This is a genomic window from Pseudomonas sp. THAF187a, from assembly GCF_009363395.1.
Classification (GTDB): Bacteria; Pseudomonadota; Gammaproteobacteria; order Pseudomonadales; family Pseudomonadaceae; genus Aquipseudomonas; species Aquipseudomonas khazarica.
This window is the reverse complement of record NZ_CP045349.1, coordinates 2,573,585-2,599,839: the sequence shown is the minus strand read 5'-3', so window position 1 is coordinate 2,599,839 and position 26,255 is coordinate 2,573,585. Positions and strand designations below refer to the sequence as shown.

Below are 26,255 nucleotides of genomic sequence, written 5' to 3'. Positions count from 1 at the left end.
GGCTGCGCCGCTCGGGTACCCGCTAAACCCGCGCCGTTGCCTCAGTCGTCGTAGCCGAGGTTGGGCATCAGCCAGCGTTCGCTGACGCCGATGTCCTGCCCCTTGCGCTTGCTGTACTGCTCGATCTGATCCTTGTCCACCTTGCCGACGGCGAAGTACTGCGCCTCGGGATGCGCGAAGTACCAGCCGGATACCGCCGCCGCCGGGAACATGGCGTAGTGCTCGGTGAGGAACACGCCGCTGCGACCGGCCTTGTGGTAGTCGGCCTCGGGGTCGAGCAGCTTGAACAGCGTGGCTTTCTCGGTGTGATCCGGGCACGCAGGGTAGCCGGGCGCCGGACGAATGCCGTTGTACTGCTCGCGAATCAGCGCTTCGTTGTCCAGTTGCTCGCCTGCGGCGTAGCCCCAGTACTCCTTGCGCACACGTTCGTGCAGCCACTCGGCGCAGGCTTCGGCCAGACGGTCGGCCAGCGCCTTGACCATGATCGAGTTGTAGTCGTCGCCCTTGGCCTCGTAGGCCTTGGCCACTTCCTCGGCGCCGATGCCGGCGGTGGTGATGAAGCCGCCGACATAATCGGTCTTGCCGCTTTCCTTCGGCGCGACGAAGTCGGCGAGGGACAGGTTCGGCTTGCCGTCCGGCTTGATGGTCTGCTGGCGCAGGTGATGCAGGGTAGCCAGTTTCTCGCCGCTGTCGCCGTAGACCTCGATGTCGTCGTGGGCGACCTGGTTGGCCGGCCAGAAACCGAACACGGCGCGTGCCTTGATCAGTTTCTCGTCGATCAGCTTCTTCAGCAGCGCCTGGGCGTCGTTGAACAGGCTGGTGGCCGCTTCGCCGACGACCTCGTCGGTGAGAATGCGCGGGTACTTGCCGGCCAGGTCCCAGGAGATGAAGAACGGCGTCCAGTCGATGTACTCGACCAGGGTCGCCAGATCGATGTCGTCCAGCACGCGGGCACCGGTGAAGCCTGGCTTCGGTGCTACGTAGCTGGCCCAGTCGAAGGCCGGCTTGTTGGCGATGGCGTCGGCATAGCCCAGGCGCTCGGTGCGTGAGGCGCGGGCCGAGGTGCGCTCACGCACCACCACGTATTCGTCGCGGGTCTTCTGCACGAAGTCGCTCTTCAGCTCCTTCGACAGCAGCTGGGTCGCCACGCCCACGGCACGCGAGGCGTCGGTGACATAGACCACGGCATCGTTGCTGTACTGCGGGTCGATCTTCACCGCAGTGTGGGCCTTGGAGGTGGTGGCGCCGCCGATCATCAGCGGCAGGTTGAAGCCCTGGCGCTGCATCTCCTTGGCCACGTGCACCATCTCGTCCAGCGACGGGGTGATCAGGCCGGAGAGGCCGATGATGTCGCATTTCTCATCCCTGGCGGTCTGCAGGATCTTCTCCGCCGGCACCATCACGCCGAGGTCGACGATGTCGTAGCCGTTGCAGCCGAGTACCACGCCGACGATGTTCTTGCCGATGTCGTGCACGTCGCCCTTGACCGTGGCCATGAGGATCTTGCCCTTGGCCTCCGGCTTGTCGCCTTTTTCCGCTTCGATGAAGGGGATCAGGTGCGCCACCGCCTGCTTCATCACGCGGGCGGACTTGACCACCTGCGGCAGGAACATCTTGCCCGAGCCGAACAGGTCGCCGACCACGTTCATGCCGCTCATCAGCGGACCTTCGATGACTTCGATGGGGCGCGCGCACTGCTGGCGGCATTCCTCGGTGTCCTCGACGATGAAGGCCGTGATGCCCTTGACCAGTGCGTGCTCCAGGCGCTTGCCGACCGGCAGCGAGCGCCATTCCTCGTTCTCCACTTCCTTGGCCGCGCCGTCGCCCTTGAACTTGTCGGCGATGGCCAGCAGCGCCTCGGTGGCGCCGTCGTTGCGGTTGAGCACCACGTCCTCGACCGCGTCACGCAGCTCTTTCGGAATCTCGTCGTAGATTTCCAGCTGGCCGGCGTTGACGATGCCCATGGTCAGGCCGTTCTGGATCGCGTAGTAGAGGAACACCGAGTGGATCGCTTCGCGCACCGGGTTGTTGCCGCGGAAGGAGAACGACACGTTGGACACACCGCCGGAGCTGAGCGCGTAGGGCAGTTCGTCACGGATATAGGCACAGGCCTCGATGAAGTCCACCGCGTAGTTGTTGTGCTCCTCGATGCCGGTGGCGACGGCGAAGATGTTCGGGTCGAAGATGATGTCTTCCGGCGGGAAGCCCACTTCATTGACCAGGATGTCGTAGCTGCGCTGGCAGATTTCCTTCTTGCGCGCAGCGGTATCGGCCTGGCCGACCTCGTCGAAGGCCATGACCACTACGGCGGCGCCGTAGCGCTTGCACAGTCGGGCGTGGTGCTTGAACGCCTCGACACCTTCCTTCATGGAGATGGAGTTGACGATGCCCTTGCCCTGGATGCACTTGAGGCCCGCTTCGATCACTTCCCACTTGGAGGAGTCGATCATGATCGGTACGCGCGAGATGTCCGGCTCACCGGCGATCAGGTTGAGGAAACGGACCATGGCCGCCTGGGAATCGAGCATCCCTTCGTCCATGTTGATGTCGATCACCTGGGCGCCGGCTTCCACCTGCTGCAGGGCGACTTCCAGGGCTTCGGTGTAGTTCTCCTCGCGGATCAGCCGGGCGAACTTGGCCGAACCGGTGATGTTGGTACGCTCGCCGACGTTGACGAACAGCGAGCTGCGATCGATGGTGAAGGGCTCCAGGCCGGACAGGCGGCAGGCCTTGGGAATCTCCGGGATGACGCGCGGGGCATGCTTGGCCACCGCCTCGGCGATCGCCTTGATGTGCGGCGGGGTGGTACCGCAGCAGCCGCCGATGATGTTGAGCAGGCCGCTGGCGGCGAACTCTTCGACCACCGCTGCCATCTGCTCCGGGGTCTCGTCGTACTCACCGAAGGCATTGGGCAGGCCGGCGTTGGGGTGAGCGGAAACCTGGGTGTCGGCCTTGGCGGCCAGTTCGGCCAGGTACGGCCGTAGCTCCTTGGCGCCGAGGGCGCAGTTCAGGCCGACGGAGATCGGCTTGGCGTGGCGCACCGAGTTCCAGAAGGCTTCAGTGGTCTGCCCGGACAGGGTCCGGCCTGACGCGTCGGTGATGGTGCCGGAGATCATGATCGGCAATTCGACGCCATCTTCCTCGAACACCTGCTGCACGGCGAAGATCGCCGCCTTGGCGTTCAGGGTGTCGAAGATGGTCTCGATCAGGATCAGGTCGGCGCCGCCCTCGATCAGGCCGCGCGTGGCTTCGGTGTAGTTGTCCACCAGCTCGTCGAAGGTGACGTTGCGGTAGCCGGGGTCATTGACGTCCGGGGAGATCGAACAGGTGCGGCTGGTCGGGCCGAGCACGCCGGCCACGAAGCGCGGGCGATCCGGCGTTTCCAGGGTCTTGGCATCGCAGACCTCGCGGGCCACGCGGGCGCCGGCCACGTTCAGCTCGTAGACCAGCGACTCCATGCCGTAGTCGGCCTGCGACACCTGGGTGGCGTTGAAGGTGTTGGTTTCCAGGATGTCGGCGCCGGCATCCAGGTAGGCCTTCTCGATCTCGGCGATGACCTTCGGCTGGGTCAGCAGCAGCAGGTCGTTGTTGCCCTTGACGTCGCTCGGCCAGTCGGCGAAGCGCTCGCCACGGTAATCGGCTTCTTCCAGCTTGTAGCTCTGGATCATGGTGCCCATGCCACCATCGAGGATCAGGATGCGCTCCTTCAGTGCTTGCTGGAGGGCTTGTAGGCGGGCGCTGCGATCGGACATGGGTAGCTACCTGAGCAAAGCGGAAACAAAGGTGCGCGATGATAGCAAAGCTGCAGGGTTCTGGAGCGCCGGCGCCATGTCCATGAATTTCATTCATGTTGCCGGTGGCGAGCTGTCGTTAGAATCGCGTCACCGCCATCAAGGATGTTGTCATGCTCAAGCCCGCTGTTCTGTTGTTCCTGTCACTGGCAGCCGGCCTGGCCCGCGCTGAGCCGATCTCCTACAGCGATGACGTCGAGCCGATCCTCACCCACAAATGCGTGGCCTGCCATACCTGCTACGACGCCCCCTGCCAGCTCAACCTCGGCAGTGGCGAGGGCATCCTGCGCGGTGCCAGCAAGCAACTGGTGTACGACGGCACGCGTACCAAGGCGCAGGCGACCACGCGGCTGTACCTGGATGCCCAGGGCGAGGAAGCCTGGCGCAAGCGTGACTTCCACTCGGTGCTCGATGCGCAGAATGGTCAGGCAGCGCTGATCAAGCGCATGCTCGAACTCGGTCGCAGCCAGCCGCTGGAGCCCAATGCCAAGCTGCCTGACAACCTGGATATCGCCATCACGCGCAGCAACACCTGCCCGACACCGGGCGAGTTCGCGGACTACGCACAGAAGAATCCTCACGGCGGTATGCCATTCGCGGTGACCGGGCTGGAAGACGCCGAGTACGCGACGCTGGAACAGTGGCTGGAGCAGGGCGCGCAGGTTTCCGAACGGGCCGTGCAGCCCAGCGCCGAAGAGCTGCGTCAGGTCGAGACCTGGGAGGCGTTCCTGAACGCACCGGGCGCCCGGCAGAACCTGGTCTCGCGCTGGCTGTACGAGCACCTGTTCCTGGCCCATCTGCACTTTGACGGCAGCGAGCCGGGGCATTTCTTCCAGATGGTGCGCTCGCGAACGCCCAGCGGCCAGGCCATCGACCCGATCGCCACGCGGCGCCCCAATGACGATCCCGGTACCGAGTTCTACTACCGCCTGTGGCCGATCCAGGGTGTGATCGTGCACAAGACCCACATCACCTATCCGCTGGGCGAGGAAAAGCTGGCGCGGGTCAAGGCGCTGTTCTTCGCCGACGACTGGACGCTCGACGCAGTGCCCGGCTATGGCGCGCAGCGGCGTGCCAACCCCTTCGAGACCTTCGCCGCGATTCCGGCACGGGCGCGCTATCAGTTCATGCTGGATAACGCCGAGTATTTCGTGCGCACCTTCATCCGTGGCCCGGTGTGCCGCGGGCAGATCGCCACCGACGTGATTCGCGACAACTTCTGGGCGCTGTTCCAGGACCCCGAGCATGATCTCTATGTCACCGATGCCGATTACCGGCGCGAGGCCACGCCACTGCTGGCGATGCCGGGCCAGTTCGACGACATCGGCGATCTGCTCGGGCTGTGGCGCAACTACCGCGACAAGCGCAACGAGTACGAAGACCTGCGCCAGGACGCCTACGCCGATGCGCCGCCAGCGGACTGGGCGCACATCTGGAGCGGCAATGACAATGCGCTGCTGTCGATCTTCCGTCAGCATGACAGCGCTTCGGTGCGCAAAGGCCTGCTCGGAGAAGTTCCACAGACCCTCTGGTGGATGGACTACCCGCTGCTGGAACGCACCTATTACCAGCTGGTGGTCAATTTCGATGTGTTCGGCAACGTCTCGCACCAGGCGCAGACGCGCCTGTACTTCGACCTGATTCGCAATGGCGCCGAGGTGAACTTCCTGCGCCTGCTGCCGGCGGATTCACGCGAGGGTTACCTGGACGACTGGTACCAGAACAGCGGCAAGCTGAAGATGCTGCTGGACTACACCACCGTCGATCACCGCAGCCCGAGTGCGCTGAACCTGGCCGGGCGGGACCCCAAGCAGCAGTTCGCCGAACAGCTGCTGGCGCGTTACGCCACGCTCAATGCGCGGCCCGACCCGATCAATCGCTGCAAGGGCGCGCGCTGCTACCGCGAAGGCCTGTCGAAAGACCTGCAGCACGTCGAGCAGACGCTGGCGCGCCTGACCAGTCGCCCGGCGGGTGGCTTGAAGGTCATCGACCAGTTGCCCGAGGCGACGATGCTGCGCGTGGAACTCGACGATGGCTCGCGCGAGATCTACAGCGTGCTGCGCAATCGCGCGCACAGCAACGTGGCCTTCATGCTGGGCGAGGAGCTGCGTTACCAGCCGCGCCTGGACACCCTGACCATCTACCCGGAGGTGCTGAGCAGCTACCCGAACTTCCTGTTCAGGCTGCCAGCCAGCGAGGTCGATGAGTTCGTCAGGCAGATGGAGAGTGTGACCGACCAGGCATCGTTCGAGCGCATCGTCGAGCGCTGGGGCATACGCCGCAGTCACCCCGAGTTCTGGCGCTACTTCCATGACCTGAGCGAGCACATCCGTGCAACCCAGCCCCTGGAGGCGGGGGTGCTCGACATGAATCGCTACGAGAACCTCTGACGCCCTGCCGACCTCTCGCCGCTCGCTGGGATGCGGGCGGGCGAGGGGGCAGTCTTTATCCTGAGTAAATTAGTAGGACTATATTCAGGGCGTCAGTTGGCGTACACTTCGCTCCATGACCGTGAGGAGTTGCCATGAGCACTATTACCATTACCGATGCCGCGCATGACTACCTGGCCGAGTTGCTGAGCAAGCAGGACACTCCGGGTATCGGCATTCGTATCTTCATCACCCAGCCGGGTACGCCTTACGCGGAAACCTGCATTGCCTACTGCAAGCCGGGTGAGCAGAAACCGGAAGACAACGCCGTTGGCCTGGCCAGTTTCACCGCCTGGATCGATGGCGTCAGTGAGCCGTTCCTGGAAGACGCGGTGGTGGATTATGCCACTGACCGCATGGGCGGCCAGCTGACCATCAAGGCGCCGAACGCCAAGGTGCCGATGGTCAATGAGGACAGCCCGCTCAACGAGCGCATCAACTACTACCTGCAGACCGAGATCAACCCAGGGCTGGCCAGCCATGGCGGTCAGGTAAGCCTGGTCGACGTGGTCGACGAAGGCATTGCGGTGCTGCAGTTCGGTGGTGGTTGCCAGGGCTGTGGTCAGGCCGACTACACCCTCAAGGAAGGCATCGAGAAAACCTTGCTGGAACGCATTCCCGAACTCAAGGGCGTGCGCGACGTGACCGACCACAGCAATCGGGAGAACGCGTACTACTGAGTCCGCGTCAGGCGTGGCGAAGGGGCGACCAGGGTCGCCCCTTCGTCGTTTCAGGCCTTGTGAACGCGCTGGGTGGAAGCGGGGAAGCGCTCGAGCTTCTCGGCGGGACGAATCGGCCGCCTGACCAGCTCGCCGCCGCAGTTGGGGCAGCGCAGCGCCAGCGCCTGCTCGGCGCACGCGCGGCAGAAGGTGCATTCGAAGGAGCAGATCAGGGCGTCGACACTGGCGGCGGGTAGATCGCAGTCGCAGCGTTCGCAGTTGGGGCGCAGCTCAAGCATGGCGATGGACTCGGCAGAGGATCGATTCTGCCAGTCTGCAATCGTCGGTGGCTGCGCGCAAGATGGTCAATCCAGGCAGGGGCGCCAGGGCGCCCCGAGCGCGGACGACTTACTCCGGCATGCTCCACGGCGCCAGGTCGAAGCCCTGGCTGCGCAGCTCGTCACGAGAGCGCTGCAGGGCATCTTCCAGCTGCTGCGGGTCGCTGTAGGTCGCGCTGGAAAGCTGGCGGCCAAGCAGGCGAGTGCTGGTGCGGTCGATGACGCTGATGCTGACGACGCCGGTGCCATCCTGCGGAGCCCAGGCCACGCACTGGAACGGGCGGAAGGCACGATCGGCAATCAGCAGGGCTTCGTTGAAACGCAGCGGTGTGTTCATGGGGTCGGTTTCTCCGAGTTGATCCCAACAGTTAATTGCGGCCAGTCCATTATCGACTTGGCCTTTCGTTACTGTTGATGAACTCAGCGCACCCATAAGTCACAGGTTGGTGAAAAAAGTTTTTATTGCCTGCGCGGCGTGTCCTGGCGAGAACTTTGTGCGTCTCGCCATTACAACTTTCTACTGCGAAAGTTCCGTGCCCGTTTCTTCTTCATCGACCTGAGGCGCACTGTTTTCGGGGCCTGCAGCGGCCGGCGCAGCGTTGCGTTGATGGCGATAGGCGCTCACCGCTTCATATACCGACTTGCGCAAACGGTTGATGCCGCCAATAGGGCGGTGCGCTGCAAGTGCATGCCAGGGGTTGAAGGACAAATTGTCGCAGAAGAGATTCTGTTCGCGGCTGTCGAAGTCCTGAGGCGGGACGGTAATACGGGCCACACTTTCAAACGGCGACAGTTTTTCATCCCATTCGACGGAGGGGTCCTCGATGGGCATGTAGTACTGCGCATCCTGTTTTTGCACCTGCAGTTCGAAACAGGCAGGCGCGCGGTCCAGTGACAGTTGCTGGTACAGCGCGTTGCGCAGGAAGTTGGGCAGTGCGGTGTTCTGTCCCGGCAACTGATAGGGCGGGCAGTTCTGCGGCGCAGGCACTACACGGTACTTGATGTTCAGGTCGCCAAGCTTAAACGGCGCGATCGAGTTGTAGGTGGTATCAACCGGGCTCTCCGGCGCCGGTGAGAGCGTCTTCAGGGCGATGACCAGATGGCGCACTTCCCAGGTGCGAGGATCCCAGCTGGGGAAGAAGGCCTGTACTTTCTGGCCGTCGGCCTGGGCCGCGAAGTTGCTGCGGTATTCGGCCACGTCGCGAACGAAGAAAGCGGGGTGGTTGAACATCACGAAGTCCTGCTCGCCGGCATGCTGCGGGCTCTTCATGAGTTTCTCGCCGGGCACGTCGAGCAGCTTGATCGCCATGCCGCGCGCATCGCGGGCGCGGTCGAACTGCGGGTAGGCATTGCCATTGGACAGGCGCATCCAGGCCTGCCAGACATGCCCGGGCTCGCTGAACACGCCCTGGCGCAGCGACGCGTCCAGGTCTGCCAGGACCTGCACGTCCGCCCTGACGCAACCGTGAGCCTTGGCATGGGCGTCGCGCAGCACGCGGGTATTGTCACGGTGCTGCTCGACGATGCGCACGGCATCCTCGATGATCAGGCGGGTCAGCGCCGCCTCGTCCGCAGGGATCTGCTCCTGCGTCGACACCGGGCCGGAGAACTTCCAGGCGTAGTAGAGCTCACCGACTCCCCAGCCAACGAGGCCGATCAGCGCGACGGTGAGCAACAGTTTACCCAGCAGACGACCCAGCCAGAGCCAGAGACCTTTCAACATCGTTGCAATCCTTGTTCTAGAACGTATCGGTTGAAATCAGCCTTCGCAGCTTGGGCCCGGTGTCCAGGGGCGCACGGCGACATCGCTGAGCTGGTTTTCCAGCGCGCTGTTGCCGAGCACCTTGAGGTACTCGATCAGCGCGAGACGCTCGTCCGGCGACAGGGCGCGGCCAATCACACCTTCCTGGCGGCAGCCATCGCGGAACTCGTGGCCGCCATTGCCATTGCCGGTTACCCGGGTGTCGAGCAGGAAACCGCCGGTGAAGGCCTCGCTGCGATAGCCCACGCGTACCGGGTCGAATTCGAAGTTACCGACCCAAAACTGGCTTTGCCGCTCGTAGACCGGTGAGAGCAACTCGAACAGGTTGGGCACCGAGCCATTGTGCAGGAACGGCGGGGTCGCCCAGATGCCATCGAGTGGCCGGGCCTTGTAGCCGCGTTTTTCCTGCACGCCGATGGCCAGACCATAGCCATCCATGTCGTAGCGCTGGCGCGGGCCGATACCGGCATCCTGGTAGGCGCGGTTCTCCACGTAGGCGGTGATGTAGGCCAGGCCCTTGGCGCTGGAGATGCTCTTGAAGTCGACGTCTTCCAGGCTGGCGCCGAACAGCTTGACGTCCAGGCGCGACAGCTCGGCCTTGGTCCAGCCCAGGCGACTGATGTCGAAGCGGTGATCGGCGATGTTGTCGGCGGTGGTCGGGTCGGTGCCGACGATGCTGGTCGGGACGATGCGCATCCGCCATTCGGGATCACGCGAGGGCGCCAGGCGCTGGTCGCGTGGCTTGGGATCGGGAGCATGGCAATAGGCGCAGTTTTCCAGATACAGCGCCTTGCCACGGCTGGCCAGCGGCAGGTCCACCTTGCCGAATACTGCCTCCGGCCACTTCGGCGGCTGCAGCTGTTTCAGCGTTTCCTCCAGGGTGTGGAGGTCATGCACGCGCACGCTGGAGGCATAACGATCGGCCTCGGCAACGCCCTTGCCGTGCTCGTCGAGCAGGTCCAGGCTGGCGCCGACGCCAAGGGCCTCTCCGACATTGCGCGCCATGGGCTGCATGGCCGAGCCGTTCCATTGCACCCAGTCGAACTTCCAGATGTCCCAGAGTTGCGGGTAGCTCACGGGGGCGTTGGCGACGCGATAGTTGGCTTCATCCAGCACGTCGCCGAACACGGTATTGGCGATGCGGCCGAACGCGTCGGTGCGCCCAAAGCCTTCTTCGGTCGGATACAGGCCGCGATGCCAGTCGTTCATCGCCGTGGCCAGCAGGCGGTCGAGCACCTGCTTGAAATCCTCCCGCAGCTGATCCCGGCCCTGCGGATACTGCTCGCCCAGCACTTGCTGGGCGAAGCGGCGAAACTTCAGCGGGTTGTAGTAGGTGAAGGCCATGCTCATGCCCAGTGCCTGGCCGAAGCCGCCACCACGCAGCGTGGGTACGGTGGACGCCAGGGAGTGCAGGGCGGCGCCGCCATCGATGCGCACTGCCTGGCCCTTGTAGCGCAGCTCGCCGGTATGGCAGGCCGCGCAGCTGATATCGAGGAAGCGCTCGCCGCTCTCCTCGTCCTGATGACGGGTGAAGCCGACGGGCAGGTTGCCGGGGTTGAGGTCGCTGGCCTGCTGGTTCGGATCGGTCAGGAAGCCAAAACGGGCGAGGTAGTCGAGGCGGGCGAACTTCTCCTTGCCGAAGGGCATCTCCAGCGCTGTAAACCAGTCGTAGCGCAGGCCCTTAACCGTGGTGCCCTGGGGGGTGTAGTAGTAGGTCTGGCGCTGCTCGTCGTTCCACTGCTGCAGATAGTGCAGTTCCTTCGGCGGATCGAAGCTCGGCAAGTTGGGGTTGGCCACGTAGTACAGCGCGACCGCCAGCCCGATCAGCGCCAGCAACACAATGAGCTTCAGGGTATGACGGAGCAGACGCATCCAGGACTTCCTTGTGGCGTTCTTATTGATCGGCTTGTTATGCCAATACTGCAGGCCATTGGCAAGTTGCCATCGTGGCAATTATGAAAACTCTGCAATAACCAGCGGGAACAACCCATATAGAGAAATGATCCATGGAGCGTCAAAGTTCTTGCTAGCGTTACAGTTGTGAGCGCCAAATCGTTGTTTTTTATGGGATTACAAAATAATGGCGCCAAGGATGGAGTATGTTGGAGGCTGTTTCCGGCACATCCCGGCAATTACTGGTGCTTGAGCCGATCGGTGCATGCGAAGCACTGCTTCCGCTGTTGCAGGATGCTGGTTGGTCGTTGCGCCGCTGCACAGCGGAAACGCTCGTCACCGCGACTAGCCATGTGCTGCTGCTCGATCTGCATGAACAGCCGTTACCCAGCTTGCTCGCCCACCTGCGGCGAACGGGGCTCTGCTGCGTGGCGCTCGCGGCGAGCCAGGCGGCAGCTTCCAGCGAGCTGGATGAACTGGCCCATGAATGGCTGTTCGCGGTGCTGTCGTTGCCGGTGGACGTGCCAGGCCTGCTCGAGACCCTGCAGCAGGCCCAGGCAGGCGCTCGCTTGCTGCGCTCGAAAAGCAAGAAACCACGGCAGTTCCTGGGCAACAGCGGCCAGGCCCGTAGCCTGCGCAAGCAGCTGGATGAACAGGGCAGGAGAGACGGGCCGCTGCTGATTCGAGGTCCGCGTGGCAGTGGCAAGCACCTTCTGGCGCAACTGCTGCATGAGCGCACCGCCTCTGCGCAGCGGCGGATGCTGCAGGTCGATGTCACGCAGTTGCCTGGAGGGCTGTTCGATCAGGACGGACACTCAGCGATTTTGGCTGCGGCAGCCAGCACGACGATTCTGCTCGAAGGCATCACGACTCTTTCGAGCGCTGACCAGCAGTACCTGCTGCACCACCTGCAGGGCCACCCCGGCCTGCGTTTGCTGGTCATCAGTGGCGATGAACTGGAGGTGGCGCTGCAGGCGAAGCACTTTCGCGAGGACCTCTATCGGCTGCTGAGCGCCCGGCAACTGCATACGCCGGCCCTGAGCGAACATCCCGGCGATCTGCTGATGCTCGCAGAGCACTTCGCCAGGCGTCACGGCGTGGCTATCGGGCGCCACCATCGGCGTTTCAGCGAGGAGGCGATCGAAGCCATGATGGCGCATGCCTGGCCGGGTAACGTGCGCGAACTGCGCAACCGCCTGCTGCGCGCCCTGGTCCTGTCACAAGGGCGCCAGATACTCGCCTCGGACCTTGGCTTGGAGGCACCGCAGGCAACGGATGATGACCCGGTGACCCTGGAGGACTACATCCTGCGCGCCGAGCGTCAGGCGTTGAACGACGTGCTGGGACGCTACACCCACAACATGAGCCAGGCAGCCCGCACGCTCGGGGTTTCCCGGCCAACCTTCTATCGGTTGCTGCACAAACATCGACTGCGCTGAAGGGGCGTTACTGTTTCGCCGGGGAAACACTGCTAAGGTGCACGGCAAACGTATCGCGGGAGATCTTCATGCATCCGTTCGACGCCGAAAAGCCGCCGCAACTGGCCGTCCTGCTGGGCTATGCCGGGCTGCTGCCCTTCGTCAGCGGCGCCGCCGGGATCTGGGTGATTCCTCTGGGCTGGCGGCCTTACGTACTGGACGCGCTGCTGGATTTCGCTGCGGTGATCCTGGCCTTCATGGGCGCGATCCACTGGGGCCTGGCGATGCGAGCCGAGGAGACCGACGAGAACGCCAAGCTGCAACTGGGCCTGTCGGTGGTTCCACCGCTGCTCGGCTGGGCGGCATTGGCCAGCGGCCTGCCCATCGCGCTGACGCTGCCGATCTTCCTGTTGGCGTTCATCGGGCTGTACCTGGCCGACATGCATGCGGTACGCGTCGGCCTCGCACCGCAGTGGTATCCCGCATTGCGCACCCCCCTGACCCTGGTGGTGTGCACCAGCCTGCTACTGGCCTGGGCCAGCGTGCTGATTCGCTGACCCAAGTAGTGTCGCCACCTGGGTCATTGCGGCTTCGCGGCGTTCGGCCCAGTCGCCGGACAGGGCGACGTAGTGCTGCCCGTTGTCCAGCAGCCAGTCGTGGCAGGCGCGGTGGAATGCCTGACGCTCGGCCAGCAATGGCTGGCAGCGTTGCCCGTCTTCGATCCAGGGCACGCCTGCGGGGTCGAGCAGCAGGTGCAGGTCGTAGTGACGGGCCAGCAGCTCCGTTTCCAGCCAGCTCGGGCAATCAGCGAACAGACAGCGACTCCAGAGCAGGTTGCTCAGCAGGTGCGTGTCGAGAATCAGCAGTGCAGGTCGCGCGGCACGCGCAGCATCTTCCCAGGCCAGCTGGCCACGGGCGATATCGCCGATGTCGGCATAGCAGGTGTCGCGTTGATGCAGGTCGATGAAATGACGCACGTACTCGCCCACCACCACGCCGCCGAAGCGCGCCTGAATTTCCGCCGCCAGCCAGCTCTTGCCGCTGGACTCCGGCCCGGTCAGCACCAGGACCTTCATGGCGCGCAGCGCAGCGCGGGGTCACGCCGCCAGCTCAGCCAGCCGCTGATGGCCAGCGCGGTGAAGGCAGCGTAGAGCCCGGCAGTGAGGTACAGCTGGCTATGGACGAAGAACGCGACGTAGCAGAGGTCGACGACCACCCAGAGGGTCCAGCATTGCAGGCGCTTCTGGGCCATCCACAGCTGGGCGACCAGGCTGAATGATGTCAGCGCGGCGTCGAGCCAGGGGGCGCTAGCATCCGTGTAATTGGCCATGAGATAGCCGAGCAGCCAGGCACCGAGCGCCCCCATCGACAGGCCTGTCGCCAGGCTGGCGAGGCTCAGTCGACTGACCTTGCGCCCGTCGTGCCGGTCTCCGCCGCGTGTCCACTGCCACCAGCCGTAGAGCTGCGAACCTGCGAACAGCAGCTGCAGAAGCAGGTTGGAATACAGCCGCCAGTCATAGAACAGCCACGCGTACAGCAGCACCATCAGCAGGCCGATGGGCCAGCACCAGGGGTTCTGCCTGACCGTCAGCCATACCGCGACGATGCCGAGCCCGGCAGCAATGAGTTCGAGCCAGGACATCCGGCATCCTCGGAACGATGAAAGGGCAGCGATTGTACTGGTCTGGCCGGCCTCAGCACACCAGGCTGTCGGCCTGCCGATAGAGCGTCAGCAGTTTGCGGGTGATGGTCTGCTGGATGTCGTCGCGCTCGAAGCTCGACAGGCGCTCCAGACGCGCCAGTTGCAGGCGATGCAGGTGAATGTAGGGCATCTGCTGGTCGAACTCGCGCAAGTCGCCCTTCATCAATACCGGCAGGAACAGGTCACCCACCTTCTTCTGGTTGCTGATGATCTGTGCCAGCGCCGGTTTGAAGGCCATGGTCTTAGGCGCCGGGCCACCGTCGACTATCTGCGTGCTGAGCAGCAGCCCCGGCTTGCCGAGGACCTTGCCGGGCAGCACGCAGAGCCCGGTCTTGCGGATGGCGTGGCTGTCGATGCCATGCAGGGTGTCATGAAAGGCGTAGGGGTTGGGCAGCACCACCATCTTGCGCCCGAGGTCGGTGGGGAAGTGCAGGCTGTAGTTGGTATACAGCTGCCCCACCGATTCGGAGTACACGCACAGGCGATTCTCGAACAGCTTGATGAAGCGCTCGGCCAGCTCGCGCCGGGCCATGCTGTCCAGGTCCCAGATCAGGTCCTGGTTCTGTGGCCGACTGAAGTCGACCTCCTGATGTTGCATGTTGCTCATGAACGTCTCATACGCGGAACTGCCCCAGCAGGCGATTGAGCTGGTCAGCCAGTTGTTTCAGGTGCTGGCTGGCAGCACTCGACTGTTCGGCGGCCTCGGCCGTGTTGTGGGCCAGTGCCGCCGTCTGGGTGACGTTCTGGTTGATGTCTTCAACCACATGCGATTGTTGCAAGGTGGCGCTGGCGATGGAAGCGTTGAGCCCGGCCAGATTGCGCAGCGACTGCGCAATCTGGGCAAGGCTTTCGCCGGCCTGGCTGGCCTGTTCCACGGTCAGCTGAGAGGCACGGCTGCTGTCGTTGATCACCTTGACGGCAGCTTCCGAGTTGCCCTGCAGGCGCTCGATCATGCCCTGGATCTCGGCGGTGGACTGCTGGGTGCGCTGCGCGAGCAGACGGACTTCGTCCGCGACCACGGCGAAGCCACGCCCCTGCTCGCCGGCACGGGCCGCCTCGATGGCGGCATTGAGGGCGAGCAGGTTGGTCTGCTCGGCAATCGAGCGGATCACTTCCAGGACGCTGCCGATCTGCGTGCTTTCGCTGGCCAGCGACTGGATCACCTCGACGGCCTTGTCGATGGTGCCGGACAGCTGGTCGATCTGGCGCAGGCTGGCGTCGATGTTCTGCTGGCCCTGGCCGGCCTGGTCCTCGGCGTTCTGCATCTCGCTGGAGGCATGCTCGGCGTTCTTCGCCACGTCCTGCACGCCGTAGGTCACCTGGTTCACGGCGGTTGCCACCAGTTCCATCTGCTGCGCCTGCTGCTGGCTATGGCGCTGCGCCTCGCTGGAAATGTCGCCAAGCGAGGCAGCGGCGCGGTCCAGCGAACCCGCCGAATCGAGCATCTGCCGGATGACCTGGCGCAGCTTTTCGGTGAAGGCGTTGAAATAGGTGGCCAGCGCGGTCAGTTCGTCGCGTCCGTGGCTGTCGAGGTTACGCGTCAGGTCGCCTTCGCCGCTGGCGATGCTGGCCATCGCGTCCACGGCGGCCTGCAGTGGCTGGACGATGCTGCGGGTGATGAGCACGACCAGCACCACCAGCAGCACGGCGATCAGCAGGCCGATGCTCATCGCGCTCAGCGCCTGGGTCCTGAACTCGGCCTGCACGTCGTCGACGTAGACGCCGGAGCCGATGATCCAGCCCCAGGGTTCGAACAGCTCGACGTAGGAAATCTTCGGCACCGGGTCGCTGGCGCCCGGCTTGGGCCAGCGGTAGTCGACCTGGCCGGCCCCCTTGCTGCGGCTGATGGCGACCATTTCGTTAAACAGTTCCTTGCCATCCGGGTCCTTGAACGCGGAGAGGTTCTGGCCTTCGAGCTTGGGGTTGGTCGGGTGCATGATCATGACCGGGGTCTGGTCATTGATCCAGAAGTACTCCTGGCCGTCGTATCGCAGGCCGCGCACGACTTCCATGGCCTGCTTCTGCGCGTCCTCGCGACTCAGGGTGCCGGCGCTCTCCAGGCCATGGAAGTACTTGAGGATGCCGGCGGCGCTCTGTACCACGTGCTGGGTCTTTTCCGACTTGCCGAGATACAGATCGGTATGGATCTGTCGCAGCATGTAGGCGCCCTGCAGGATCAGCGTCAGGATGGCCAGCACCAGGATCAGCCATAGACGCCGGCTGATGGGAAGACTACGTAAGCTGTTCATGGACGTATTCCTGATTGTTGTAATTGTCGGGATCAGGGCCACCTCGATGGAGGGCAAGGCAATACTGTCACATCAAGGCATTATTCACTCTAGTTGTCTGATAGCATTTCGGCCGCCCGGCGCCAAACCTGAGTGCTGGCCGGGCCAAGCCGTGTCAGGGAACCTTCGCGATCGATTTGTGTCCCAGGGCCGGGGCCGTGCTCCACGTTTTAGTCTTACGCATAAGGCACCTGCCGCGTTTTGGGGGAATCAATGGATATCTGGATAGCCTTTCAGGCCCTGCTGCTGGGCGTTGTCGAGGGGCTGACCGAATTTTTGCCCATCTCCAGCACGGGGCACCTGATCGTGGTCGGTGACCTGCTGGGTTTCAACGGCGAAAAGGCCACCGCGTTCAAGATCATCATCCAGCTGGGCGCCATTCTGGCGGTGATGTGGGAGTTTCGCGCGAAGGTCATCGGCGTCCTCGTCGGCTTGCCCAGCGATCCGAAAGCCAGGCGTTTCAGCTTCAACCTGTTTCTCGCATTCATTCCGGCGGTGATCTTCGGGCTGGCCTTCGCGGACCTGATCGAACACTGGCTGTTCAACCCCATCACCGTGGCCACGGCGCTCATCCTCGGTGGCATCGTCATGCTCTGGGCCGAGCGCCGGGAACACCCGATTCAGGCGGAGTCGGTGGACGACATGACCTGGCAGCTCGCGCTCAAGGTCGGATTTGCGCAGTGCCTGGCGCTGATCCCGGGGACCTCCCGTTCCGGGGCCACGATCATCGGGGGCCTGGTCTGCGGCCTGTCGCGCAAGGCCGCGACCGAGTTTTCCTTCTTCCTGGCCATGCCGACCATGGTGGCGGCCACGGTCTACTCCCTGGTCAAGTACCGCGACATCCTGCAAACGAGTGACCTGCCGATCTTCGCCATTGGCTTCGTCAGTACCTTCATCGTCGCCATGATCACCGTGCGTGCGCTGCTCAGGTTCATCACCAACCACAGCTATGCGGTGTTCGCCTGGTACCGGATCGCCTTTGGCCTGCTCATTCTCGCGACCTGGCAACTGCACCTGATCGACTGGAGCACGGCGCAGCTGTGAGCGGTACCGAGCGCAGGGGGCGACTGAGAAGCTGGAACGACGACAAGGGCTTCGGTTTCATCCAGCCCGAGAGCGGCGGGGCGGACGTCTTCGCCCATATATCGGCGATGCGCGGTGACCGTCGTCCGCAGAGCGGTGACCAGGTGCTGTATGTCGAGGGGCGAGACGAGCGCGGGCGCCTACGCGCCGAACATCTGCGCCTGGCTGGGGAGCTGAGCCTCGATCGCCAGGCGATCCGGCGCAAACCTAAGAAACCCGATGCGAAAGGATCAGCGCCGCGTACGGCGCGCAAGAGCACGGGGTCGGGCCCCATCCGCCATCTTCCCGCCAAGGCCACGGTCTTCCTTCTGCTCTGTGCCTTGCCCCTGATCGCCGCGCTGAGGCTCTTCGACCAGGGCCTGTGGTGGCTGTTGCCGCTCTACCTGTCAGCCAGCCTGCTGAGTGTCCTGCAGTATTGGCTGGACAAGCGCAGCGCACAGGACGGCAGCCGGCGCATCGCCGAGAAGACCCTGCATCTGGTCGAGCTGCTGGGCGGCTGGCCTGGGGCGCTGATCGCCCAGCAACTGCTGCGCCACAAGACGCGCAAAGTCTCCTATCAGATAGTGTTCTGGATGATCGTCGCTGCGCATCAGGTGCTCTGGATCGACCTGCTCTGGCTCGACGGCACTCATATTGCCCGCTATGTCCCGTTACTCGTCCAGTAACAAACCGGGTTGCAGCCGCTTGGGTAGCCGGCGTACCACCAGCTGATGCGAGCGCGTGAGCAGCTGGGTCAGCTCCTGACCGGCAAGCGGCAATTGCCTGGCGCTCATGCTGATCCAGTGAGCACGGGCCAGGTACGGGGCAGGGCGGATGCCCGGCCGGTCGACGTAACCGAGGAACAGGTCGCTGTCGACCTTGAACGCCAGGTCTTCGCCGAGAAAGTCGAGAATGGCGAACATCTTGTTGCCGGCAACGGAGAACACCCGGTTGCTGCCCCACTTGAAGTCCTCGCGGGCACCGGGCAGGTTCAGGCAGAAGGTGGCGATCTGTTCGGGTGTCATAGGGTCTTCCGTGAATGCGGGACGGTTTACGAGCAAGGCTTCAAGGAGCGCTCATGGGCCTGAGTCATGATTCGCCAGGTCTGTGCATCGGCAGGAATCAGGTGCTCGATGCGCAGCGCCGCGACGGTGATATCGAGCGGCATGCCGAACGTGGTGAAGGTGGACAGGAAGCTCAGCTCTCCCTCCGCTGAGGCGATGCGTGTCATCACCAGAGGCGCAGACTCATCCGCCATCGGCGGCGGACAGGCTGGCGCTGGCAGCTCGGCCAGCAGGCGTGCCAGGTCCGGGTTGGCCAGTGCCTCGCGGGACGCACGTTGCCAGGCTACGGTGCGAATTTCCTCGGCGTTGAGCAACTGGTCGCCCAGCCCGCCGGGTTGCAGCAGCGTGACCAGCAGATTCAGGCCCTCGAGGGCATTCACCGGCAACTCCAGCAGCCCGTACAGTGCCACCGTACTGGCGTTGGCCGCCAGTACCTGCCATTGGCTGTCCAGGGCGATGGCGGGCGCCGGGTTGTTGGCATGCAATACGTGACCGATCGCATCACGAACAGCTGCCAGTGACGGCGATGCGAGTGGAGCGCAGCCATAGCGGGGCGCATAGCCAGCTGCGAGGAAGACACTGTTACAGTGCTCCAGCGGTGCCTCCAGCGCCATCAGCAGTGCGTGCAAGGTCGATGGGCTCGGTCTGGCGCGTCCGGTTTCGATGTAGCTCAGGTGCCGCTGGGAGATGCCGGTGATCAGCGCCAGGTCGAGTTGACTCAGGCTGGCCTGACGGCGCAACTGGCGCAGCTGTGCTCCAGCCGCGGAAGCAGAGGGTGATGTAAGTGGCTGTGGGGCATTCATGGCGAGACTCTGGCACCGCCTGTCATGCCTTGTCTATGACCTGACAGGTCATTGAGTGAAGTGCGAACAGGTCGCTAGGTTGTTCCTGGTCAGTCATCGATCAGGAACCGCGCATGAACAGACCTCACCTGGCTCTGGCAGCCTTGCTGTTGTTTTCCTCTTACACCGCCTGGACGATGGCCATCGCCGACCAGTCCTTGCTCGCTTTCGGCCTGGAGCTTCTATCTCGCCCTGACACGGCTCAAGTGGTCATCGATCTCTATTTGCTGGGGGCGATGGCCGGTACCTGGATCTACCGGGATGCACGGGCGAGAGGGTATTCGTGGGTATCGATGCTGCCGTATCTGGCGCTGACGATGGTGTTTCTCTCCATCGGTCCACTGCTGTACATCGTGACGGTCGGGTATCGGGGGCAACGGAGAAAAGCGCTGAAGGCACGAGCGTCCGATAGCGCTCCGTTGTGATGGATGCAGGGCGGCCGACTTGTCTTGTAGACTCCAGAACCCTTCGGCTCATCCGTGAGCGGGTATGCGCGTCCCGGTCGATACCGCCCCATGAACATTCATCACCACGCTCGGCTGTTTTCCTGGCTGCTCTTGAGCCTGTTATTGCATGCGCTGCCAACCTGGGCCGGGGCGCGTGTCGTGGATGCCGTCGAGATGGCGCAGGAGCCGTTGTCGCTCACGGCGCAGGTTGGCGTGCTGCAAGACCCTTCGCGGGCCTTGACGGTGCAGGCGGTTAGCACCGCCGAAATGGCGCGGCAGTTCCAGCACGGCCTGGCCAGTGGTGCATCCTTCGCGCTGGGGTTTACCCGCTCGGCCTACTGGTTTCGTCTCGATATCGGCAATAGCGGCGATGAGGCCGTGCAGCGACTGCTGGTGGTCAGCAATCCGCGCATTTCCCTGGTGGATGCCTATGTACCGGACGGGCAGGGTGGCTATGCCGTCTGGCGCACCGGGGCCGATCGTCCGCAGACCAGCAAGGCCTATGACAACCGCAACTTCGTCTTCCCGCTGCAACTGGCGGCGCATTCGCAGCAGGCGGTCTATCTGCGGGTCGAGTCGAGCATCGGCTTGCTGGTGCCGTTGCAGCTCTGGTCGGTCGAGGCATTCCACGCTCACGAGCGCAACGACTACATGGCGCGCAGCGGCTACGTGGGCATCGCGGCGGCGATGATCCTGTTCAACCTCATGCTGTTCATCGCGCTGCGGGAGCGGATCTACCTGCTCTACGTCTGCTTCGTGCTCGGTACGGTGGGCTGCGTGACCATCAAGAACGGCATGGCGCCGGACTGGCTGCTGTTCGGCCTGCCGCTCAACTCCAACGTGGCCTATTACGCCAGTGCGTCCCTGGCCCTGAGTGCGCTGATGCTGTTCATGCGGCGCATGTTGCAGACCGAGGTGACGCTGCCCAGGGGCGACCGCCTGTTGCGCGGCATGATCCTGTTCTTTCTGGCCAGTCCCGTCGTGTTCGCCCTGGCGCTGCCCCAGGTGTCGCGCTATGCCATCCTGCTGTTCCTGCTCGCCGCCGTGGTGATGATCGGCGTGGGAGTGGCCTGTGCGTTGCAGCGTCAGCGCAGCGCCTATTTCTTTCTGGCCGCCTTCGGCCTGCTGATTCTCGGTGGTGCGAGTACCACTCTGCGTGCCCTTGGCGTGTTGCCGACCAATGTGTTCACCGAGGATGGCCTGCAGCTCGGTTCATCGCTGGAGATGTTGCTGCTGGCATTCGCCCTGGCCGATCGCATCAACGTGATGCGTCAGGAGAAGCTCCAGGCCCAGGCGCAGCTGTTGCAGGCGCAGAACCAGCTGGTGGAGAGCCTGCAGCGCTCCGAGCGCGAGCTGGAGCGACGTGTCGCCCAGCGTACCGAGGAGCTGCAGGTACTCAATCAGCGCCTGGAAACCCTGAGCATGACCGATGCCCTGACCGGCATCGCCAACCGTCGCCAGTTCGACGAGCTGCTGGCGCTGGAGTGCAAGCGTGCCGCGCGCCATGCAGCGCCTCTGGGCCTGGCAATCATGGACGTGGACTGGTTCAAACCCTACAACGACCGCTACGGCCACCCGGCAGGCGATGCCTGCCTGCGGCAGATCGCCCAGGCGCTCGCCACGGCCCTGGGCAGGCCCACCGATGTCATCGCCCGCTACGGTGGCGAGGAATTCGTCCTGCTTGCACCGATGAGCGATCTGGATGGCACCAGCGCGATTGCGCAGCGCCTGCTCGAAGCCGTCAGGTCATTGCAGCTGGCGCATGCCGACTCACCCTTCGGCGAGGTCACGCTCAGCATCGGGGTCGCCGCGCTGCTCGCAGGCGAGCAACAGGCGCAGGCGCTCATGCAGCGCGCGGATGCGGCGCTCTACCGGGCCAAGCAGTCGGGGCGCAACCGCGTCGAGGGATAAAAAAAGCCCCAGGGCATCATCCCTGGGGCTGAGGAGGATCGGCAGGGCAGCCGATCCGGGGGAGAGCGGGTTCAGGCCTGGGGTTGCCAGCCGCCACCGAGCGCCTTGTAGATCGCGACGATGCCGCTGTACAGCTCGACCTCGGCCGAAGCCTGGGCGTCTTCGGCAGCCAGGCGTTCACGCTCGGCATCCAGTAACACCAGGAAGTCCACCGTACCTTCGCGGTAACGGATCGCCGCCTGCTCGGCGGCTGCACGGCTGGCTTCCGCCTGACGCACCAACGAGATCAGGCGCTGCTGACGCTTGGCGTAGTCACTGAAGGCGTTCTCCGATTCTTCCAGCGCCAGCAGCACCTGTTGCTCGTACTGCGACAGCGCGCCGTCCGCTTCGGCCTCGGCGCCGCGCAGGCGGGCACGCACGCTGCCAAGGTCGAACGCCGCCCAGGTGATGCTGGGCGCCACGCCCCAGGCGCGTGCTGCAGATGCACCGAGTTGCGAGCCACGGCCAGCGGTGAAGCCGAGGAAGCCCGACAGGCTGACCCGTGGGAACAGGTCCGCAGTGGCCACGCCGACCTCTGCGGTAGCCGCCGCCAACTGGCGCTCGGCCGCACGGATGTCCGGGCGTCGACGCAGCAGATCGGCCGGGTTGCCAATCGGCAGGGCCTTGGCGATCACCGGCAGGGGTTTCGCCGTCAGGTCGATCTCCAGCTGCTCCGGCCGCTGGCCGAGCAGGGTGGCGATACGGTTCTGCGCACGCACCTGCTGGGCCTGCAACTGCGGCAGGCTGGCCTCGGTCGCGGCCAGTCGTGCATCGGCGCGCAGCACGTCCAGTTCGTTGCCGACGCCGGCGTCGCGCAGCTGCTCGGTGATGGCGCGCGAGTCCTGCTGGTTCTTCAGGTTCTTGCGGGCGATGCTCTCGCGCAGCTGCGCGCCGCGCAGCGTGCCGTAGGCATCGACCAGTTCGGCGATCAGGCTGACCTGCAACTGGTAGTAGTCGGCCTCGGCCAGCTCGATACGCGCTTCACTGGCTTCCAGCTGACGCTGGATACGTCCGAACAGGTCCACTTCCCAAGCCATGTCCAGGCCCAGGTCGTAGCGTTCCTGACGGATACGGTCTTCACTGGTCGGTGGCTGCTGCGCCTTGCCGAACTCACCGCTGGCGCGGCTGGTGACCGTCGGGAAACGGTCATTGGCCACATCGTCGCGGATCGCCCTGGCTGCGCGCAGGCGGCTGAAGGCCACGCGCAGCTCGCGGTTGTCCTGCAGCGAACGCTGCACCAGCTGATTCAGCGTCGGGTCGTCGAACTGCTGCCACCAGGTCGCTTCGAAGCGCGAACGGTCGTAGTCGGCGCTCTCCAGCGCGTCGATGCGCGCCGGGTCGGTAGCGGGTGCCCGGTAGTCCGGGCCTACGGCACAGGCCGACAGCGCCAGGGTCAGGAGGGCGGGGGCAAAGGCTTTCATGCATGCGACTCCTGCAGGCGAACGGCTTTCTTGGCTTCGCGCTTTTCCACGAACCCACGGATCAGGACATAGAACACCGGAGTGAGCAGCAGACCGAAGAAGGTCACGCCGATCATGCCGGAGAACACGGCCACACCCATGGCATGGCGCATCTCGGCACCGGCACCGCTCGACAGCACCAGCGGTACCACACCCATGATGAAGGCGATGGAGGTCATCAGGATCGGGCGCAGACGCAGGCGGCAGGCTTCCAGCACGGCGGCGATGCGATCGAGGCCTTCTTCCTGTTTCTCCTTGGCGAACTCGACGATCAGAATCGCGTTCTTGCACGCCAGGCCCACCAGTACGATCAAGCCGATCTGGGTGAAGATGTTGTTGTCGATGCCCGCGATGATCACCCCGGTGATGGCGGCGAACAGCACGGTCGGCACGATCAGGATCACCGCCAGCGGCAGGCTCCAGCTTTCGTACTGGGCAGCCAGCACGAGGAAGGCCAGCAGCACGCAGAGCGGGAAGATGAAGATCGCCGTATTGCCCGCGAGGATCTGCTGATAGGTCAGGTCCGTCCATTCGAAGGTCATGCCGATGGGCAGTTCTTCGTTGAGCAGCTTGGCGATCGCCGCTTCGGCCTGACCCGAGCTGTAGCCCGGCGCCGCAGCACCGTTGATCTCAGCGGTGAGGAAGCCGTTGTAGTGCATCACGCGGTCGGGACCGGCACTGTCGTCAACCTTGACGAAGGTCGACAGCGGCACCATTTCCCCACGGTTGTTGCGCACCTTGAGCTGGCCGATCTGCTCCGGCTCCAGGCGGAACTGCTGGTCGGCCTGGACGTTGACCTGATAGGTCCGACCGAAGCGGTTGAAGTCGTTGGCATACAGCGAGCCCAGGTACACCTGCAGGGTGTCGAAGATATCGCTGATGGCGACGCCGTGGGTCTTGGCCTTCTCGCGGTCGATGGCAGCATCCACCTGCGGCACGTTGACCTGGTAGCTGGTGAACACCGACATGGGGTTCAGCTCGGGCAACTGGCGCGCCTTGTTGAGGATGTTCTGGGTCTGCAGGTACAGCTCTTCGTAGCCCAGGTTGCCGCGATCCTGGATCTGCAGGCGGAAGCCACCGATTGTGCCTAGCCCCTGTACCGGCGGCGGCGGGAAGATCGCGATGTAGGCGTCCTGGATATCGGCGAACTGGGCGTTGAGCTCGGCCGCGATGGCGTTTGCGCTCATCGACGGGTCCTTGCGCTCATCGAATGGCTTGAGCGGGGTGAACACGATGCCGCTGTTCGGGCTGTTGGTGAAGCCGTTGATCGACAACCCCGGGAACGCCACGGTGTTCTCGATGCCCGGATGCTTGGCCGCGATCTCGGACATGCGCTTGATCACTGCCTCGGTGCGGTCCAGCGTGGCCGCGTCAGGCAACTGGGCGAACGCCACCAGGTACTGCTTGTCCTGCTGCGGCACGAAACCGGTCGGGGTGCTGGAGAAACCCATGTAGCCGAGTACCAGCAGGCCACCATAGACCAGCAGGGCGATGCTGCTGCCACGCAGTACGCGCCGCACGGTGCCGACATAACGGTTGCTGGCGCGGTCGAACAGGCGGTTGAACGGGCCGAACAGCCAGCCACCGAAGAGCTTGTCGAGGATGCGCGAGAAGCGGTCTTTCGGCGCGTGGTGATCCTTCAGCAGAATGGCGGCGAGGGCCGGCGACAGCGTCAGCGAGTTGACGGCCGAGATCACGGTGGAAATGGCGATGGTCAGCGCGAACTGCTGGTAGAACTGCCCGGTGAGACCGGAGATGAACGCGGTCGGAATGAACACCGCGCACAGCACCAGGGCCGTGGCGACGATCGGGCCGGTCACTTCCTTCATCGCCTGGCGCGTGGCCTCGACGGGCGACTTGCCCAGGGCGATGTTGCGTTCGACGTTCTCCACCACAACGATGGCGTCGTCCACCACGATGCCGATGGCCAGCACCAGGCCGAACAGCGACAGGGCGTTGAGCGAGAAACCGAACAGGTGCATCACCGCGAAGGTGCCGATCAGCGAGACCGGCACGGCGGCCAGCGGGATGATCGAGGCGCGCCAGGTCTGCAGGAACAGGATGACCACCAGTACCACCAGCACGATGGCCTCGAGCAGGGTGTGCACCACCGCTTCGATGGAGCCACGGACGAAGATGGTCGGGTCATAGACGATCTCGTAGTCCATGCCCTGCGGGAAGCTCTGCTTCAGCTCGGCCATGCGCTCACGCACCGCATCGGAGATGGCGATGGCGTTGGAGCCAGGACGCTGGAACACCGGGATGGCCACGGCCGGCTGGTTGTTCAGCAGCGAGCGCAGGGCGTACTGGTTGGAGCCGAGTTCGACGCGGGCGATGTCACGCAGACGGGTGATCTCACCGTTCTCTCCGACACGGATGATGATGTCTTCGAACTCTTCCTCGGTGACCAGACGGCCTTGCGTGTTGATCGACAGCTGGAAACTGTTGCCGGCGTCCGATGGCGGCGCGCCCAGCGCACCGGCAGCGACCTGACGGTTCTGCTCGCGGATCGCGGTGACCACGTCGGTGGCGGTCAGGCCGCGCGAGGCGACCTTGTTCGGGTCGAGCCAGACACGCAGCGAGTAGTTGCCCATGCCGAACAGCTGCACGTCACCCACACCGTCCAGGCGTGCCAGTTCGTCCTTGACGTTGAGCGCGGCGTAGTTGGACAGGTAGAGCATGTCGTAGCGCTGATCCGGCGAGGTCAGGTGCACCACCATGGTCAGGTCAGGCGAGGCCTTGTCCACGGTCACGCCGAGACGCTGTACCTCGGTGGGCAGCGTCGGCATGGTGCGGGTGACTCGGTTCTGCACCTGCACCTGGGCGTTGTCCAGGTCGGTACCCAGGGCGAAGGTGACGGTGAGGGTCAGCTTGCCGTCGTTGGTCGATTGCGACGACATGTAGAGCATGCCCTCGACACCGACGATGGCCTGCTCCAGTGGCGAGGCCACGGTTTCGCCGATCACCTTGGGGTTGGCGCCGGGGAAGTTGGCGCGAACCACGACGGTGGGCGGCACCACTTCCGGGTATTCGCTGATCGGTAGCTGGAACAGCGAGATGGCACCGCCGATCAGGATCAGCAGTGACAGCACGGCGGCGAAGATCGGCCGCTGAATGAAGAATTGCGAGAAATTCATGGATCTTTCCTCAA

20 protein-coding genes and 2 pseudogenes are annotated in these 26,255 nt (G+C 64.0%); 8 read left to right on the top strand and 14 right to left on the bottom strand.

What is annotated here, in order from left to right; all coding sequences use genetic code 11:
• Positions 1 to 41: 41 nt before the first annotated feature.
• Entirely contained in the window at positions 42 to 3,752 is a 3,711-nt protein-coding gene (gene metH / locus FIV02_RS12090) for a methionine synthase (protein ID WP_152488737.1), read from the bottom strand.
• Positions 3,753 to 3,904: 152 nt separating this feature from the next.
• On the opposite strand from metH, the gene FIV02_RS12085 reads away from it, so the two are divergent.
• Positions 3,905 to 6,181, top strand: a complete 2,277-nt coding sequence (locus FIV02_RS12085) for a fatty acid cis/trans isomerase (protein ID WP_152488736.1) — start codon at positions 3,905 to 3,907, stop codon at positions 6,179 to 6,181.
• Positions 6,182 to 6,315: 134 nt separating this feature from the next.
• On the top strand, positions 6,316 to 6,900 hold the full coding sequence (gene nfuA, locus FIV02_RS12080; RefSeq protein WP_037047521.1) for a Fe-S biogenesis protein NfuA: 585 nt from the start codon (positions 6,316 to 6,318) through the stop codon (positions 6,898 to 6,900).
• A 50-nt stretch (positions 6,901 to 6,950) separates the two neighbouring features.
• Here nfuA and FIV02_RS12075 read toward each other — a convergent pair whose 3' ends face one another.
• The 4 genes from FIV02_RS12075 to FIV02_RS12060 form a co-directional block, all read right to left on the bottom strand.
• A complete protein-coding gene (locus FIV02_RS12075; RefSeq protein WP_152488735.1) occupies positions 6,951 to 7,178 on the bottom strand; it encodes a DUF1272 domain-containing protein in 228 nt (75 codons plus the stop codon).
• Between the two features lie 109 nt (positions 7,179 to 7,287).
• Entirely contained in the window at positions 7,288 to 7,554 is a 267-nt protein-coding gene (locus tag FIV02_RS12070; protein WP_037047516.1) for a hypothetical protein, read from the bottom strand.
• Positions 7,555 to 7,734: 180 nt separating this feature from the next.
• Positions 7,735 to 8,940, bottom strand: coding sequence for a catalase family protein (locus FIV02_RS12065; protein ID WP_152488734.1), 1,206 nt, complete (start codon positions 8,938 to 8,940; stop codon positions 7,735 to 7,737).
• Between the two features lie 36 nt (positions 8,941 to 8,976).
• Positions 8,977 to 10,851: a di-heme-cytochrome C peroxidase gene (locus tag FIV02_RS12060; RefSeq protein WP_152488733.1), complete on the bottom strand. Its 1,875-nt coding sequence runs from the start codon at positions 10,849 to 10,851 to the stop codon at positions 8,977 to 8,979.
• A 329-nt stretch (positions 10,852 to 11,180) separates the two neighbouring features.
• Between FIV02_RS12060 and FIV02_RS12055 the strand changes: the two genes are divergently transcribed.
• Both FIV02_RS12055 and FIV02_RS12050 read left to right on the top strand, forming a co-directional pair.
• A complete protein-coding gene (locus FIV02_RS12055) occupies positions 11,181 to 12,311 on the top strand; it encodes a sigma-54 dependent transcriptional regulator (protein ID WP_256663119.1) in 1,131 nt (376 codons plus the stop codon).
• A gap of 68 nt (positions 12,312 to 12,379) precedes the next feature.
• Positions 12,380 to 12,847 (top strand): DUF3429 domain-containing protein, encoded by a 468-nt coding sequence (locus FIV02_RS12050; protein WP_047591030.1) that lies wholly within the window; start codon positions 12,380 to 12,382, stop codon positions 12,845 to 12,847.
• On the opposite strand, the gene FIV02_RS12045 is transcribed toward FIV02_RS12050, so the two are convergent.
• The 5 genes and pseudogenes from FIV02_RS12045 to FIV02_RS25270 all read right to left on the bottom strand — a co-directional run.
• A complete protein-coding gene (locus FIV02_RS12045; RefSeq protein WP_152488731.1) occupies positions 12,815 to 13,366 on the bottom strand; it encodes an AAA family ATPase in 552 nt (183 codons plus the stop codon). The two genes, FIV02_RS12050 and FIV02_RS12045, sit on opposite strands and share 33 nt — an antisense overlap.
• On the bottom strand, positions 13,363 to 13,932 hold the full coding sequence (gene pnuC, locus FIV02_RS12040; protein ID WP_152488730.1) for a nicotinamide riboside transporter PnuC: 570 nt from the start codon (positions 13,930 to 13,932) through the stop codon (positions 13,363 to 13,365). Before pnuC ends, FIV02_RS12045 begins: the two co-directional genes overlap by 4 nt.
• Positions 13,933 to 13,984: 52 nt before the next feature.
• Positions 13,985 to 14,599 carry a hypothetical protein gene (locus tag FIV02_RS12035; RefSeq protein ID WP_047591021.1) on the bottom strand — a complete coding sequence of 205 codons (615 nt, stop codon included), beginning with the start codon at positions 14,597 to 14,599 and terminating at the stop codon, positions 13,985 to 13,987.
• A 7-nt stretch (positions 14,600 to 14,606) separates the two neighbouring features.
• A pseudogene (locus FIV02_RS25275) lies at positions 14,607 to 15,374 on the bottom strand (methyl-accepting chemotaxis protein); the annotation flags it as partial.
• Between the two features lie 135 nt (positions 15,375 to 15,509).
• Positions 15,510 to 16,151 (bottom strand): annotated as a pseudogene (locus FIV02_RS25270) (cache domain-containing protein); the annotation flags it as partial.
• Between the two features lie 342 nt (positions 16,152 to 16,493).
• On the opposite strand from FIV02_RS25270, the gene FIV02_RS12025 reads away from it, so the two are divergent.
• Positions 16,494 to 17,324 carry an undecaprenyl-diphosphate phosphatase gene (locus FIV02_RS12025; protein ID WP_047591014.1) on the top strand — a complete coding sequence of 277 codons (831 nt, stop codon included), beginning with the start codon at positions 16,494 to 16,496 and terminating at the stop codon, positions 17,322 to 17,324.
• Positions 17,321 to 18,028, top strand: a complete 708-nt coding sequence (locus tag FIV02_RS12020; protein ID WP_152488728.1) for a DUF1294 domain-containing protein — start codon at positions 17,321 to 17,323, stop codon at positions 18,026 to 18,028. Before FIV02_RS12025 ends, FIV02_RS12020 begins: the two co-directional genes overlap by 4 nt.
• Here the strand turns inward: FIV02_RS12020 and FIV02_RS12015 are convergent.
• Together FIV02_RS12015 and FIV02_RS12010 are read right to left on the bottom strand one after the other, a co-directional pair.
• A complete protein-coding gene (locus FIV02_RS12015) occupies positions 18,014 to 18,367 on the bottom strand; it encodes an MmcQ/YjbR family DNA-binding protein (RefSeq protein ID WP_134675831.1) in 354 nt (117 codons plus the stop codon). The two genes, FIV02_RS12020 and FIV02_RS12015, sit on opposite strands and share 15 nt — an antisense overlap.
• Positions 18,368 to 18,393: 26 nt before the next feature.
• A complete protein-coding gene (locus FIV02_RS12010) occupies positions 18,394 to 19,209 on the bottom strand; it encodes a helix-turn-helix domain-containing protein (protein WP_152488727.1) in 816 nt (271 codons plus the stop codon).
• 113 nt (positions 19,210 to 19,322) lie between these two features.
• Here FIV02_RS12010 and FIV02_RS12005 point away from each other — a divergent pair, with 113 nt between their 5' ends.
• A complete protein-coding gene (locus FIV02_RS12005) occupies positions 19,323 to 19,673 on the top strand; it encodes a DUF2834 domain-containing protein (protein WP_152488726.1) in 351 nt (116 codons plus the stop codon).
• A 90-nt stretch (positions 19,674 to 19,763) separates the two neighbouring features.
• Entirely contained in the window at positions 19,764 to 21,605 is a 1,842-nt protein-coding gene (locus FIV02_RS12000; RefSeq protein WP_152488725.1) for a diguanylate cyclase, read from the top strand.
• A 71-nt stretch (positions 21,606 to 21,676) separates the two neighbouring features.
• Here the strand turns inward: FIV02_RS12000 and FIV02_RS11995 are convergent, their stop codons facing one another.
• On the bottom strand, positions 21,677 to 23,065 hold the full coding sequence (locus FIV02_RS11995; RefSeq protein ID WP_152488724.1) for an efflux transporter outer membrane subunit: 1,389 nt from the start codon (positions 23,063 to 23,065) through the stop codon (positions 21,677 to 21,679).
• A complete protein-coding gene (locus tag FIV02_RS11990) occupies positions 23,062 to 26,241 on the bottom strand; it encodes an efflux RND transporter permease subunit (protein WP_037047484.1) in 3,180 nt (1,059 codons plus the stop codon). The genes FIV02_RS11995 and FIV02_RS11990 overlap by 4 nt, the downstream gene beginning before the upstream one ends.
• Between the last annotated feature and the right edge of the window lie 14 nt (positions 26,242 to 26,255).

What these genes read in the sequence shown, in the direction of transcription:
- metH (WP_152488737.1), bottom strand. Translation starts at nt 3,752, where the DNA reads ATGTCCGATCGCAGCGCCCGCCTACAAGCCCTCCAGCAAGCACTGAAG.
- FIV02_RS12085 (WP_152488736.1), top strand. Translation starts at nt 3,905, where the DNA reads ATGCTCAAGCCCGCTGTTCTGTTGTTCCTGTCACTGGCAGCCGGCCTG.
- nfuA (WP_037047521.1), top strand. Translation starts at nt 6,316, where the DNA reads ATGAGCACTATTACCATTACCGATGCCGCGCATGACTACCTGGCCGAG.
- FIV02_RS12075 (WP_152488735.1), bottom strand. Translation starts at nt 7,178, where the DNA reads ATGCTTGAGCTGCGCCCCAACTGCGAACGCTGCGACTGCGATCTACCC.
- FIV02_RS12070 (WP_037047516.1), bottom strand. Translation starts at nt 7,554, where the DNA reads ATGAACACACCGCTGCGTTTCAACGAAGCCCTGCTGATTGCCGATCGT.
- FIV02_RS12065 (WP_152488734.1), bottom strand. Translation starts at nt 8,940, where the DNA reads ATGTTGAAAGGTCTCTGGCTCTGGCTGGGTCGTCTGCTGGGTAAACTG.
- FIV02_RS12060 (WP_152488733.1), bottom strand. Translation starts at nt 10,851, where the DNA reads ATGCGTCTGCTCCGTCATACCCTGAAGCTCATTGTGTTGCTGGCGCTG.
- FIV02_RS12050 (WP_047591030.1), top strand. Translation starts at nt 12,380, where the DNA reads ATGCATCCGTTCGACGCCGAAAAGCCGCCGCAACTGGCCGTCCTGCTG.
- FIV02_RS12045 (WP_152488731.1), bottom strand. Translation starts at nt 13,366, where the DNA reads ATGAAGGTCCTGGTGCTGACCGGGCCGGAGTCCAGCGGCAAGAGCTGG.
- pnuC (WP_152488730.1), bottom strand. Translation starts at nt 13,932, where the DNA reads ATGTCCTGGCTCGAACTCATTGCTGCCGGGCTCGGCATCGTCGCGGTA.
- FIV02_RS12035 (WP_047591021.1), bottom strand. Translation starts at nt 14,599, where the DNA reads ATGAGCAACATGCAACATCAGGAGGTCGACTTCAGTCGGCCACAGAAC.
- FIV02_RS12025 (WP_047591014.1), top strand. Translation starts at nt 16,494, where the DNA reads ATGGATATCTGGATAGCCTTTCAGGCCCTGCTGCTGGGCGTTGTCGAG.
- FIV02_RS12015 (WP_134675831.1), bottom strand. Translation starts at nt 18,367, where the DNA reads ATGACACCCGAACAGATCGCCACCTTCTGCCTGAACCTGCCCGGTGCC.
- FIV02_RS12010 (WP_152488727.1), bottom strand. Translation starts at nt 19,209, where the DNA reads ATGAATGCCCCACAGCCACTTACATCACCCTCTGCTTCCGCGGCTGGA.
- FIV02_RS12005 (WP_152488726.1), top strand. Translation starts at nt 19,323, where the DNA reads ATGAACAGACCTCACCTGGCTCTGGCAGCCTTGCTGTTGTTTTCCTCT.
- FIV02_RS12000 (WP_152488725.1), top strand. Translation starts at nt 19,764, where the DNA reads ATGAACATTCATCACCACGCTCGGCTGTTTTCCTGGCTGCTCTTGAGC.
- FIV02_RS11995 (WP_152488724.1), bottom strand. Translation starts at nt 23,065, where the DNA reads ATGAAAGCCTTTGCCCCCGCCCTCCTGACCCTGGCGCTGTCGGCCTGT.
- FIV02_RS11990 (WP_037047484.1), bottom strand. Translation starts at nt 26,241, where the DNA reads ATGAATTTCTCGCAATTCTTCATTCAGCGGCCGATCTTCGCCGCCGTG.